The 12,622-nt window shown below is 72.5% G+C and carries 8 protein-coding genes and 1 riboswitch; of the genes, 5 read left to right on the forward strand and 3 right to left on the reverse strand.

Annotation, left to right across the window (positions count from 1 at the left end):
* Nucleotides 1–59: 59 nt before the first annotated feature.
* Nucleotides 60–1,076, reverse strand: a complete 1,017-nt coding sequence (locus ACGFZP_RS06225; RefSeq protein ID WP_392929124.1) for a ribonucleotide-diphosphate reductase subunit beta — start codon at nucleotides 1,074–1,076, stop codon at nucleotides 60–62.
* Nucleotides 1,076–3,487 (reverse strand): ribonucleoside-diphosphate reductase subunit alpha, encoded by a 2,412-nt coding sequence (locus ACGFZP_RS06230; protein ID WP_392929663.1) that lies wholly within the window; start codon nucleotides 3,485–3,487, stop codon nucleotides 1,076–1,078. The genes ACGFZP_RS06225 and ACGFZP_RS06230 overlap by 1 nt, the downstream gene beginning before the upstream one ends.
* Nucleotides 3,488–3,671: 184 nt before the next feature.
* Nucleotides 3,672–3,813, reverse strand: a riboswitch (cobalamin riboswitch).
* A gap of 477 nt (nucleotides 3,814–4,290) precedes the next feature.
* Here ACGFZP_RS06230 and ACGFZP_RS06235 point away from each other — a divergent pair.
* The 5 genes from ACGFZP_RS06235 to ACGFZP_RS06255 all read left to right on the forward strand — a co-directional run bounded on the left by ACGFZP_RS06235 (nucleotide 4,291) and on the right by ACGFZP_RS06255 (nucleotide 11,988).
* Nucleotides 4,291–5,163 (forward strand): hypothetical protein, encoded by an 873-nt coding sequence (locus ACGFZP_RS06235; RefSeq protein WP_392929125.1) that lies wholly within the window; start codon nucleotides 4,291–4,293, stop codon nucleotides 5,161–5,163.
* A gap of 159 nt (nucleotides 5,164–5,322) precedes the next feature.
* On the forward strand, nucleotides 5,323–6,924 hold the full coding sequence (locus ACGFZP_RS06240; RefSeq protein ID WP_392929127.1) for a glycosyltransferase family 2 protein: 1,602 nt from the start codon (nucleotides 5,323–5,325) through the stop codon (nucleotides 6,922–6,924).
* Nucleotides 6,921–8,018, forward strand: coding sequence for a glycoside hydrolase family 26 protein (locus ACGFZP_RS06245; protein WP_392929129.1), 1,098 nt, complete (start codon nucleotides 6,921–6,923; stop codon nucleotides 8,016–8,018). The genes ACGFZP_RS06240 and ACGFZP_RS06245 overlap by 4 nt, the downstream gene beginning before the upstream one ends.
* Nucleotides 8,018–10,237: a glycosyltransferase family 39 protein gene (locus tag ACGFZP_RS06250; RefSeq protein WP_392929130.1), complete on the forward strand. Its 2,220-nt coding sequence runs from the start codon at nucleotides 8,018–8,020 to the stop codon at nucleotides 10,235–10,237. The genes ACGFZP_RS06245 and ACGFZP_RS06250 overlap by 1 nt, the downstream gene beginning before the upstream one ends.
* Nucleotides 10,238–10,401: 164 nt before the next feature.
* Nucleotides 10,402–11,988, forward strand: coding sequence for a glycosyltransferase family 39 protein (locus ACGFZP_RS06255; protein ID WP_392929132.1), 1,587 nt, complete (start codon nucleotides 10,402–10,404; stop codon nucleotides 11,986–11,988).
* 34 nt (nucleotides 11,989–12,022) lie between these two features.
* Here ACGFZP_RS06255 and ACGFZP_RS06260 read toward each other — a convergent pair whose 3' ends face one another.
* Nucleotides 12,023–12,517 carry a GNAT family N-acetyltransferase gene (locus ACGFZP_RS06260; RefSeq protein WP_392929134.1) on the reverse strand — a complete coding sequence of 165 codons (495 nt, stop codon included), beginning with the start codon at nucleotides 12,515–12,517 and terminating at the stop codon, nucleotides 12,023–12,025.
* Between the last annotated feature and the right edge of the window lie 105 nt (nucleotides 12,518–12,622).

The raw sequence follows: 12,622 nt of genomic DNA on the forward strand, positions 1-12,622 counted from the left end.
CGCAGAGGTGCCCCGCGCGGCCGTGGCCGTGCGGGGCACCTCTGTCGTGTCCGCCTTCTTTAGAAGTCGTCGTCGAAGGCGACCGAGCCCTCGACGGCGACCTGGTACGCCGACACCCGGCGCTCGAAGAAGTTGGTCAGCTCCTGCACGTTCTGGAGCTCCATGAAGCCGAACGGGTTGGTCGAGCCGTACCGGATCGGCATGCCGAGGCGGGCGAGCCGCTGGTCGGCGACGGCCTGCAGGTACTCGCGCATCGACGCGGTGTTCATGCCGGGCAGGCCCTCGCCGCAGAGGTCCTGGGCGAACTGGAGCTCGGCCTCGACGGCCTCCTCCAGCATCTCGGTGACCTGCTTGGCCATCGTCTCGTCGAAGAGGTCGGGCTCCTCCTCGCGGACGGTGTCCACGACCGACATCGCGAAGTCCATGTGCATGGACTCGTCCCGGAACACCCAGTTGGTGCCGGTGGCCAGGCCGTGCAGCAGGCCCCGGCTTCGGAACCAGTACACGTACGCGAACGCGCCGTAGAAGAACAGGCCCTCGACGCACGCCGCGAAGCAGATCAGGTTCAGGAGGAACGCGCGGCGGTCGTCCTTGGTCTGCAGCGAGTCGATGTGGTCGACCGCGTTCATGTACTTGAAGCAGAACTGGGCCTTCTGGTGGATGGAGGGGATGTTCTCCACCGCGGCGAAGGCCGCGTTGCGGTCCTCCGGGTCCGGAAGGTAGGTGTCCAGCAGCGTCAGGTAGAACTGGACGTGCACGGCCTCCTCGAACAGCTGGCGCGACAGGTACAGCCGCGCCTCCGGGGAGTTGATGTGCTTGTAGAGGCTCAGCACCACGTTGTTGGAGACGATCGAGTCACCGGTGGCGAAGAAGGCGACCAGCCGGCCGATCATGTGCCGCTCGCCCTCGCTCAGCTTGGCGAGGTCGGCGACGTCGGAGTGCAGGTCCACCTCCTCGACGGTCCAGGTGTTCTTGATCGCGTCGCGGTAGCGGTCGTAGAACGACGGGTAGCGCATCGGGCGAAGGGTCAGCTCGAACCCGGGGTCGAGCAGCATCTTCTCGCGGTCGTCGGACATTACTGGCAGGCCTCGCAGGACTCGGGGTTCTCCAGGGAGCAGGCCAGCGCGGCCTCCTCCTCCGGCGTGAGGGTCGGGGTGCCCACGCTGACCGGGTCGGCCGGAACCGGGGCGGCGGCGCGGGCCGTGCCCGACGCGGCCTGGGCGATCCTGGTCGCCGGGCGCGAGCGCAGGTAGTAGGTGGTCTTCAGACCGACCTTCCACGCGTACGCGTACATCGAGCTGAGCTTGCCGATGGTGGGCGCGGCCATGAAGAGGTTCAGCGACTGGCTCTGGTCGATGTACGGCATCCGGGCGGCGGCCAGGTCGATCAGCGCGCGCTGGGGCAGCTCCCAGGCCGTGCGGTACAGCGAGCGGACCCCGGCGGGCAGCCAGTTGAGCTCCTGGACGGAGCCGTTGGCGTCGCGCAGCGCGTCCCGGGTCTGCTGGTCCCAGACGCCGAGCTCCTTGAGCTCGCGCACCAGGTACGGGTTGACCTGGAGGAACTCGCCGGAGAGGGTCTCGCGCTTGAACAGGTTGGAGACCTGCGGCTCGATGCACTCGTACACGCCGGCGATCGAGGCGATCGTGGCGGTCGGCGCGATCGCCAGCAGCAGCGAGTTGCGCAGACCGGTGGTGGCGATCCGGGCCCGCAGGGCGGTCCAGCGGTCGGCCCACTCGGGCGCGGCGCTCGGGAAGTGGTCGATGTGCAGCTCGCCGCGGGCGGCGCGGGTCTCGCCGTACGCCTCGTGCCGGCCCAGCTGCTCGGCCAGGTCGGCGGAGCGCTCGTAGGCGGTGAGCATGATGCGCTCGGAGATCAGGGTGGAGAGCTGCTTGGCCTCGGCGGAGTCGAAGTCCAGGCGGAGCTGGAAGAAGACGTCCTGCAGGCCCATCACGCCGAGGCCCACCGGGCGCCAGCGCGAGTTGGACGCGCCGGCCTCGGGGGTCGGGTAGAAGTTGATGTCCACCACGCGGTCGAGGAAGGTGACGGCGGTGCGCACGGTGGCGTCCAGCCGGTCCCAGTCCATGGCGTTCAGCAGGTCGGCGGCGGTGGCACCGGCGGCGACGTGCGCGCCGAGGTTGACCGAGCCGAGGTTGCAGACGGCGGTCTCGGAGTCGTCCGTGACCTCCAGGATCTCGGTGCAGAGGTTGGAGCTGTGCACCGTGCGGCCGGGCAGCGCGGTCTGGTTGGCGGCGCGGTTGGAGGCGTCCTTGAAGGTCATCCAGCCGTTGCCGGTCTGCGCCAGGGTGCGCATCATCCGGGCGTACAGGGTCTGCGCGGGGATGGTGCGGACGGCCTTGCCGGCCTGCTCGGCCTTCAGGTACGCCTCGTCGAACTCGACGCCCCACAGGTCGACCAGCTCGGGCACGTCGGCGGGGGAGAACAGCGACCAGTCGGCGTTGGCGTTCACCCGGCGCATGAACTCGTCCGGGATCCAGTGCGCCAGGTTCAGGTTGTGGGTGCGGCGCGCCTCCTCACCGGTGTTGTCGCGCAGCTCCAGGAACTCCTCGATGTCCGCGTGCCAGGTCTCCAGGTAGACGCAGGCCGCGCCCTTGCGGCGGCCGCCCTGGTTGACGGCGGCGACCGAGGAGTCGAGGGTGCGCAGGAACGGGACGATGCCGTTGGACTTGCCGTTGGTGCCCCGGATCAGCGAGCCGCGCGAGCGGATCCGCGAGTAGGACAGGCCGATGCCGCCGGCGTGCTTGGAGAGGCGGGCGATCTGGGCGTAGCGCGAGTAGATCGAGTCCAGGTTGTCCAGCGGCGAGTCGAGCAGGTAGCAGCTCGACATCTGCGGGTGCCGGGTGCCGGAGTTGAAGAGGGTCGGCGAGGAGGTCAGGTACTCCAGCCGGCTCATCAGGCGGTACAGCTCGGCCACCTCGCGCACCGACTGCTCGTTGTCGCCGACCGCCAGGCCGCTGGCGACGCGGAGCAGGAAGTGCTGCGGGGTCTCGACGACCTTGCGGGTGATCGGGTGGCGCAGCAGGTAGCGGCTCTGCACGGTGCGCAGGCCGAAGTACTCGAAGCGGTCGTCGCCGCTGGGGTCGATCAGCGCGTTCAGGGTGTCGGCGTGCTTGGCGACGAAGGCGGCGGTGGTGTCGCCGATCAGGCCCTCGGCGTGGCCGACGGCGATCGAGGCGGAGAACGAGACCGAGCCCTGGCTGACGGCCTCGTCGACGATCTCCAGGGCGAGGAGGCGGGCGGCCAGCTTCGAGTACTGCGGGTCCTCGGCGATCATCGAGGCGGCGGCCTCCACGGCCAGTCCGCGCAGCTCGGCGAAGTCCGAGCCGGCGTGGCGGCCGCGGAGCGCGGCGGCGGCGACATGGCCGGGGTCCACCTGGGGGAGATCGACGCTGCGGTCGGTCAGTAGCCGGAGCAGCGAACCGCCGGGGTCGGAAACCGTCGGTTCGGCGGGGGAACCCTGGGCGGGCAGGGTGGCTGAGGCAGCGGTGGTCAAGGCGCTCTCTCCTGGCGGCGATCGGCGGTGGATCCGGCAACCGGGCCGATCGGGGCAGGGGAGCACGGCGCGAACGCCCGGTGGCGTCGCGCGACGGTGGCATCCCCGGCCCGCCCGCGAGGCCCGGAAGTACTGCACGTGCTGCAGGGCCTCTGCGGGGAGGCCGTGGCACGCCGTCGGCAGGTACTCGGACTCGCGGGCTCTCTGGGGAGCCGCCCGCACACCGCTGCGGGGCAGTCCCGGACTCGCACCGGGTTCCCCTGCGTCGACAGCAGGATCGAGCATACATCTAGTGGTGTCCGCTCGATGCGACACCACATGTTGTGCGGCGCCGCGTGTCGGGACGATGACGGCGGGTGCGGGCGCGGGCCCTGGCGTGTCCGGTGGACGGCCGGTTTTGGGAACGGATTGGTTACCGGACGACTGGCCGTCAGGGTCATGCCCTACGATCTCGGCACATGAGCGAGGGAACGGGCGTACCGGCGGAGTGGACGCGTCAGCCGGCACAGCCGGTGCCGGGTCAGCAGCCGGAAACGCCGGGTCAGGTGCCGCCGGGTCAACCGCCCGTGCCGCCGCAGCAGCAGGGGGGGCCGCCGGTGCCGCCGCCCGGTGGCTTCGGGCCGCCCGCGACCCCGTACGCGCAGCCGGGGGCCGGGGTGCCGCCGCAGGCCCAGCCGCCGGCGCCGCCGCATGTGCCGAGCGGGCCCGGGGCGTACCCGCCGCCGGCTCCGCAGCCGATGGCCCAGCCGCAGCCGCAGCCACACCCGCAGCCGCAACCCGTGCCGCAGCCGCAGCCGCAGCCGCAGCCGCAGCCGATGGCCCAGCCGATGCCGCAGCCCGCGCCGCAGCCCCACACCGGGCCGCCGCAGGGCCCCGGCGGGCCCGCCCCGTACAACCAGTGGCCGCAGCCCGCGCCGCAGGCCCCCGCCGAGCCGGACTGGGGCGCGATGGCGGACCGCCACGCGAACGAGTCCCGTAAGCGCAAGCGCCTGTGGATCGGCGCCGCGGCGCTGGCCGCCGTCCTGGTCGGCGGCGTGGTCGCGGCCGCGGTGTGGATCAACGGCAACGGCGACACCAAGAACGACCCCAAGCCGACCGCGAGCTCCACCTCGGCGGGCGTGCCCACCGAGCAGGCGCTGGCCGTCATCTCGGACGCCGCCACCGACAAGCTCCCGGTCGACGCCGCGACGCTGTTCCCGGACCAGACCCGCACCATCGACGGCAAGGTGTGGACCCGCAAGGTGACCGGGGCCACGTCCCCGTGCTCCAAGGCGACCACCGGAGGCCTCGGCCTCGCCCTCGGCGACGACACCTGCCGCTCGCTGGTCCGCGCGACGTACGTCAGCGGCGACAGCGCGGTGACCGTCGGCGTCGCGGTCTTCGACAACAAGGCGGGCGCGGACCGCGCGCTCGGCCGTCACGCCGGCCTGATCCAGGGTCTGTCCGGCCCCGGTGTGGCCATGTTCTGCGTGACCGACAAGTCGGGCTGCACGGAGACGCACGCCGCGATCGGCCGCTTCGGCTACTTCACCGTGGCGGGCTCGCTCAAGCAGACCCCGGACCAGAGCGACCCGGTGGCCTCGACCGCCGGCGCCCTGCTCGCGGACCGCACCAAGGCGGTCCTGCTGGGCCGCGCCGGACACACCGGCTGAGTCTGCCGCAGGAGGCCGCCGGCGGACCGTCCGGCGGCCAACCGTCCCGGTGCGGGCGGCAGATGGCCGTCGGATAGGATGACCGCTTTCGGGGGGAGGTATCGGCCTGCCCCAAAGCGCCCCCGAGACGGGGAATCAGCGAGCAGGAGGTACCGCGCGGTGAGCGCTGCCGTCAATGCGACCAGCAGACGGCGCAGAGCGGCAGGCCGCAGACGCGGCAGCCCGGGCGAGCCCGTCCCGTCGCTGCTGCTGCCGGCCCCGCCCACTTCGCAGGAGAAGTACAGCTACACCATCAGGCACCAGTGGGTGCTGACCCTCTGCTCGGTGGTCAGCTTCGCCTGCCTGGTGATCAGCCAGGGCCAGCTGTACTCCGTGGGGTCGTGGTTCTGGCTCTGCGTGCCGTTCCTGTTCTTCACGGTCGTCTACTACCTGGTGTCGCTGCGCGTGAACAGTTTCACGCCGAACTTCGACATCAAGGAGCACCGCCGGCTGGTCCGGCAGTGGAAGCCCGACGACCTCCCGACCGTGGACGTCTTCCTGCCGGTCTGCGGCGAGCCGATCGAGGTGCTGCACAACACGTGGACGTACGTCCGGAAGATGGCCGAGCACTACCCGGGCCTGGTGATGCCGTTCGTCCTGGACGACGCGGCGAACCCCGAGGTCGAGGCGATGGCCGCCGACTTCGGCTTCCGCTACGGCGTCCGCGAGAACCGCGGCTGGTTCAAGAAGGCCGGCAACCTGCACTACGGCTTCGGGCGCTCGGACGGCGAGTTCATCCTGATCCTCGACGCCGACTTCGCGCCCCGCCACGACCTGCTGCACGAGGTCCTGCCGTACCTGCAGCGGGACAGCCGGCTCGCCATCGTGCAGACGCCCCAGTTCTTCCGGGTGCTGGACTCGCAGAACTGGATCGAGCGCGGCGCCGGGGCGATCCAGGAGCTGTTCTACCGCTCGGTCCAGGTCGCCCGGCAGCGCAACGACGGCGCGATCTGCGTCGGCAGCTGCGCGGTCTACCGGCGGGCGGCGCTGGACGAGAACGGCGGCACCACGCTGATAGCCCACTCCGAGGACGTCCACACCGGCTTCGACCTGCGCGCCCTCGGCTGGGACCTGCAGTACATACCGGTGGCGCTGTCCACCGGCGTCTGCCCGGACAACGCGGGGGCCTTCCAGAACCAGCAGTACCGCTGGTGCATGGGCTCGATGTCGCTGATGACCAGCCGGAAGTTCTGGAAGACCAAGCTCGATTTCACCACCCGGCTCTGCTACATCTCCGGGTTCCTGTACTACATCCACACCGCGCTGCTGACCTTCGCGCTGCCGATGCTGCCGATCATGCTGCTGCTCTGGCGGCCCGACCTGCTGAAGGTCGAGCACCTGACGCTCGTCATCCCCAGCCTGGTGTACGCGACCCTGATCTTCCCGCTCTGGCACCGGGCGCCGTACCGCCTGGAGGCCTGGGCCGGCCGGATGATGTACGGCTGGGCGCACTTCTTCGCCGTCTGGGACCTCGTCCGCGGGCGTGAGCGCGGTTGGCAGCCGACCGGTTCGAGCAAGGCCAAGAACCGCCAGCGGCGGTTCTGGACCGGTGTCATCGTCTGGGGCGCGGGCTCCGCGCTGGTCTGGGTGGTCGCGGCGGTCTACCGGATGTTCACCATGTACCCGCTGGACTTCGCCCTGGTCCTCTCCTCCGGCCTGTTCTACGCGGTGACCGTCGGCCGGATCCTCATCCAGCCCCGATCCCAGGACGCAGCGGCATGACGCTCCACACCACTTCCGGACGGGGTGGCCGGGCCCGCTCCGGTCTGGTCCGCGCGCTCGCGGCGGCCCTGCTGCTGCTCCCGCTGGCGGCCTGCGACCTGCTCGGCGAGAAGCCGCTCGGACCGCTGGCCGCCGCCCCGGCGCCGGCCCCGACCGCCTCCGGCACGGCCTCCCCGGGGGCGTCGCCGACCGCCTCCGCGGCGGCCCCCTCGCCCGCCGCGACGGCGGCCGCCGATCTGCCCTACGACGTCCGGCCGCTGCTCAAGCCGGCGAAGAAGTACATCGGGGTGGCCGTCGACGGCGCCCCGCAGTCGATGGCCGGCGTGGACGAGTTCGCGACGAAGGCCGGCAAGCGGCCGAACATCGTCGAGTACTACTCCGGCTGGGGTGACGAGTACGACGTCAAGGGCGTGACCAACGCCTGGGCGGCCGGGGCGATGCCGTTCATCGCCTGGGAGCCCTACAAGACGCCGCTGGCGGACATCGCGGCGGGCAAGCACGACGACTACGTCAAGCGGTACGCGGCCGCCGTGCGCAACACCAACATCCCGGTGGCGATCAGCTTCGCCCACGAGTTCAACGGCACCTGGTACGACTGGGGCACCAAGACCACCACCGCCGCCGACTTCGTCGCCGCCTACCAGCACCTGCACGACGTGTTCACCCAGCTCGGCGTCGGCCAGGTGATCTGGGTGTGGAGCCCCAACAGCATCAACCCGGTGCCGACGGTGACGCTCAAGCAGTACTACCCCGGTGACACCTACGTCGACTGGGTGGGGATCGTCGCGTACTACACGCACCTCGAAGCGGGCACCTTCGACACCCTGTACACGCCCACCCTCACCCAGATCCGCACCTTCACCAACAAGCCCTGGATCATCGCCGAGACCGGCTCCGAACCCGGTGCCCGCAAACCGGCCGACATCTTCAACCTCGCCGCCAACGTGCTGAAGCGCTCCGACTGCCTGGGCTTCATCTGGTTCAACCTCAACAAGGAGGTCGACTGGCGGATCGAGAGCGACCAGCAGTCCCAGACCGCCTTCAAGCAGGCGGTCTCCGACGGCCGCTACAGCTTCGATGTGAAGAGCCCCTGATGACGTCCTCCCCAGCGCACCGCACCCGCCGCCGGGTCCCCGGCCCGAGACCGGAGGCCGCCGACGGCCGCCGCGCCGACGGGCCGCCCGTCGAGCCGCAGTCCGTCGAGCCGCTGCCGGTCGAGCCTTCGGCCGCCGAGCCGCCGTTCGTCGAGGACGGGCCGGTCCGGATCCCCGACACCGGCGGGTCGTGGTTCGAGAGCCCCCGCCCGCAGCCGAACCGGCCGCAGTCGACCAACCCGGAGCCGAACCGTTCACCGGAGGCCCGTTCGCAGGACGCCCGCTCGTCGGGGACCCTGCAACAGGAGGCCCTGCATCCGGAGGCCCTGCCGCGGGAGGAGCCGCTCGACGGCGACGCCGAGCAGCCCGTGCCGAGCCCGCCCGGGCCGCGCCGCGGTCGCCGCCGCGCGCCCGGGGCGGAGCCGGAGCAGCCGGCCGCCCCTGCCGAGGACGGACCGGTCGAGCCCGTGCCGAGCCCGCCCGGGCCGCGCCGCGGTCGCCGTAGGGCGCCCGGGGCGGAGCCGGAGCAGCCCGCCCCCGCCACCCGCGGACCGGTCGAGCCCGTGGAGCCGGGGCCGGAGCCGGGATCGGAACCGGAACCGGGGTCGGACCCGGAGGCCGGGCCCCGCCGCGGCCGCCGCCGCGCAGCCGAGCCCGAGCCCGCCGAGGTCGACGAGGGCCCCGGCTACACCCTGCCGCCGGTGCCCGAGGCCAGCTGGACGCTCGACTCCGGCCGCCGCCGCTCCTGGGTCAGCCGTGCCCTGCTGATCGCCATCCTGGCGATCCAGACCGCGATGTCCGTGCGCCTGTCGAACACCGCGTTCCAGGACGAGGCGCTGTACATGTACGCCGGACACGCGCAGCTGTCCCACTGGATGTACGGCACCCCGATGCCGAAGGACTACAACACCTACTTCTCCGGCTCGCCGACGCTCTACCCGATCGTGGCCGCGGTGGTGGAGAACCACTTCGGCATGCTCGGGGTGCGGCTGTTCAGCCTGCTCTCCATGCTGGGCTCCACCGCGCTGCTCTACGGCTTCACCCGGCGGCTGTTCAACGAGCGCGTCGCACTCGGCGCGGCGGCGATGTTCGCGGTCACCCAGTCCACCGTGGTGCTGGGCTTCTTCGCGACCTACGACGCCCCGGCGGTGCTGCTGCTCGCGCTTGCGATCTGGATCGTGGTGCGCAGCGACAGGGCGCCCGCCGCCGTCGTCCTGGCGGCCGCGCCGGTCGCGGTGCTGGCGGTCGGACTGAAGTACGCCTCGGCGCTCTACCTGCCCAGCCTGGTGCTGCTCGCGGTGCTGACCGGGCGGCGCAACGGCGTCCGCCAGCCGATGCTGCGCGGGGTGCTGCTGGCGGGCGGCTCGGGTGCGCTGCTCTGGCTCGGGATGACCTTCACCGACGTCCTCAAGGGTGTCCAGGCGACCACCACCCAGCGCGCGCACGGCACCGAGCCCTGGACGGAACTGGCCCGCCAGTGCGTGGAGTTCAGCGGCCTGATGTTCGTCACCGCGGTCGGCGGCGCGATCGCCTACGCGCTGCGCGGCCGGATGAACGAGTCCCCGCTGGTCCGCACGATGACCGGCCCGGGCCGGCGCCGACGAGTCCTGCTCGGACTGCTGCTGACCGGCACCGCGCTGCTCGCCCCGGCCTACCAGATGCACCTGCACACCTCGGTGGCGCTCTACAAGCACCTCGGCTTCGGGCTGCTGTTCGCCGCGCCGATGGCCGGCATCGGCCTGGCCCGCCTGGTCGGCCCGCACTTCCGGCACCCGCAACTGGGCATCCTGCTCTGGGTGGTGGCGCTCGCGCTCGGCCTCACCCAGTCGACCTGGCGGTTCGACACCTGGCCGGACTCCACCCGGATGACCGAGGTGCTGCGCCAGCACGTCACCAGCACCGGCCGCTACCTGGCCTCGGCCGACAACGTCCCGGTGTACTACACGCGCGACCTCACCCTGCAGAGCCAGTGGACCTCCACCTACGGCATCGGGTACGTCGACAAGGCCGACAAACTGCACACCGGCGACGACGGCTACCGGACGGCCATCGCGGACGGCTGGTTCGACCTAGTGGTGCTGGACGGGGTCGCCACCCCGGACACCGACCGGGTGGTGGCGGAGGCGATCGCGCAGAGCCCGCACTACCGGCTGCTCGGGCGCATTCCCTTCACACACGTGGGTGGAACCGGCTACTACCGGATCTGGGTCAAACAGTAGCGATGACCACCTCCACCAGTGCGACGGGTGCGTCGGCGGCCTGGCCGCCGGCCCCGGGCCACCCGCCGATGCCCCCGTCCCCGCCCGCGCCCGCGGCCGCGCCCCCCACGGCGCCGCCGCCTCCGCCCGCGCCCCCGGCCGTGCCCCCGGCCTCCACCGGGTCCGTGCCACCGCTCCCGGCCTCCGCCGCGGCCGTGCCACCCGTCCCGGCCGCGCCCGAGGCCGGTGAGCAGGCCCCGCCGTGGCGGGCCGCCCTCGGCATCGCCCTGCCGCCCGTGCTGCTCACCCTCGCGCTCTGCCTCTACGGCATCCAGGACCGCCAGCTCTGGCGGGACGAGCACGCCTCCTGGTGGGCGGCCACGCTGTCCTGGTCCGATCTCGGCACCCTCACCGGGAACATGGACCTGGTGCTGGCGCCCTACTACCTGCTGCTGCACCTGTGGGTGTCGGTGGCCGGCCAGTCCGAGGCCGCGCTGCGGATCCCCTCGGCGCTCGCGATGGCCGCCGCCGCCGGCTGCGTGGCCCTGCTCGGGCGGCGGCTGCTCTCCCCCCGGCTGGGCCTGCTGGCCGGAGTGCTGTTCGCGGTCTGTCCCAGCATCACCTGGTACGGCCAGGACGCCCGGCCGTACGCCTTCGCCGTCCTGGCGGCCTCCGGCAGCACCCTGCTGATCACCCGGATCGTTCAGGACCGCAGGCCCGCCGCGGCCGGGCTGCGGCCGGTGCTGCTGCTCTGGGCCGGCTACGCGCTCACCGTGGTCGCCATGGGCCTCACCCACCTGGTGACGCTGATGGTGCTGCCCGGCCACCTGCTGCTGGTCGCCCGCGAGTTCCGCCGCGGCACGGACGACGCCGGGGCCCGCTGGGTGCTGTTCGGCCGTTGGGCGGTGGCCTCGGCCGCCGCGGTGCTGCTGCTGAGCCCGCTGCTGCTGCTCGGTGCCGGGCAGAGCGGCCAGATCGCCTGGAACGCGCGCGACTGGGGCGACCTCGGCGAACTCGTGAAGGACCTGGCCGGCTCCTCGGCGCTCGGCTGGACCCTGCTGCCGCTGGGCGTGCTCGGCGCGGTGGGCCTGCTGCTGCTCCGCCAGCCGGTCGGTCCGCTGATCTGCTGGGCGCTCGTGCCGGTGCTGGTCACCGTGGCGACCGCGCACTGGCTGCACCTGTTCCTGGCCCGCTACCTGCTCTTCACGGTGCCCGCCTGGATGCTGCTCACCGCGGCCGCGATCGGCCGGCTGCCCGGGCTGGTCGCCCAGCTCACCGCCTCCCGGACCCCGCCGCGCTGGGTGGTCGGGCCGGTTCCGCTGGTGGTGGCCTTCGCGCTGGCCGCGGTGCTGGCCTGGCCGGCCCAGGCGAGCGTCCGGGACGACCTGGGCGGGGAGGCGGACGCCCGCGCCGCCGCCCGGGTGATCAGCGCCGGACTGCACCCCGGGGACGGCGTGGTGTTCGAGCCGACCAGTTCGATGCGCCGGGCGCTGGCCTACGAGTTGCGCGACCGCCCGGCTCCGAAGGACACCCTGCTCTGGGTGACCGCGCAGCAGGCCGGCAGCTTCGGCGCGCTGGAGTGCGAGGAGCCGGCCCGCTGCATGGCCGGGGTCCAGCGGATCTGGCTGCTGGTGGCGAGCGGGGACCGCCGGCCGTACGGCAGTGTGTCGGACAAGGTGGCCAAGGAGCTGAAGCAGTTCCACACCGTCCGCACCGAGGCGGTGCCCAACCTCCGGGTGGTGCTGCTGGAACGCACCAAGGGCAAGGCCTAGGCGTACCAGGACAGGGCCCAGCCCCGGGGCCTGCTCAGAACGCCAGGCTGTAGACCATCAGGTCCATGCCCGGGTACGGCGCCCAGTCCCGCTCGGGGGTGCGGCGGAAGCCGACGCGCTCGTAGATGCGGTGGGCGGCCGTCATCTCGGGCCGGGTGGAGAAGGCCATGCCGGCCAGGCCCAGTTCGCGGCTGCGCGCCAGCGAGGCGCGGACCAGGGCCTCGCCGACGCCCCGGCCGCGGGTGGCCGCGGCGGTGGCGAGCATCCGGATCTCGCCCTCGTGCGGGTCGGCGATGTCGGCCCACTCGGTACCGCCCACGGCGAAGGTCACGCAGCCGAGCACCCGTCCGTCGGCCTGGTCGACCGCGACGAGGAGTTCGGCCTCCCGGGCCCGGCGGGCGGCGTCGCGCAGGAGGTCGACGTAGCGGCTCTCGGGCGAGGTGTAGCCGTCGCCGACGAAGGCCTCGACGGTGATGCGGCCGGCGGCTTCGAGGTCCTCGGCCCGGGCCCGGCGGATGACGATGTCCATCCGGCCAGTGTGCCGGAGCCGGCCGGTACGGCCCGAGCCGGGGCGGGACGGGTGGCCGGGCCGGCGGTCCGGCGGGTGGCGGCGCGGCCGGCCGGTACGACAGGG

Origin of the sequence: Kitasatospora sp. NPDC048239, from assembly GCF_043202015.1 — a bacterium.
Lineage (GTDB): Bacteria > Actinomycetota > Actinomycetes > Streptomycetales > Streptomycetaceae > Kitasatospora.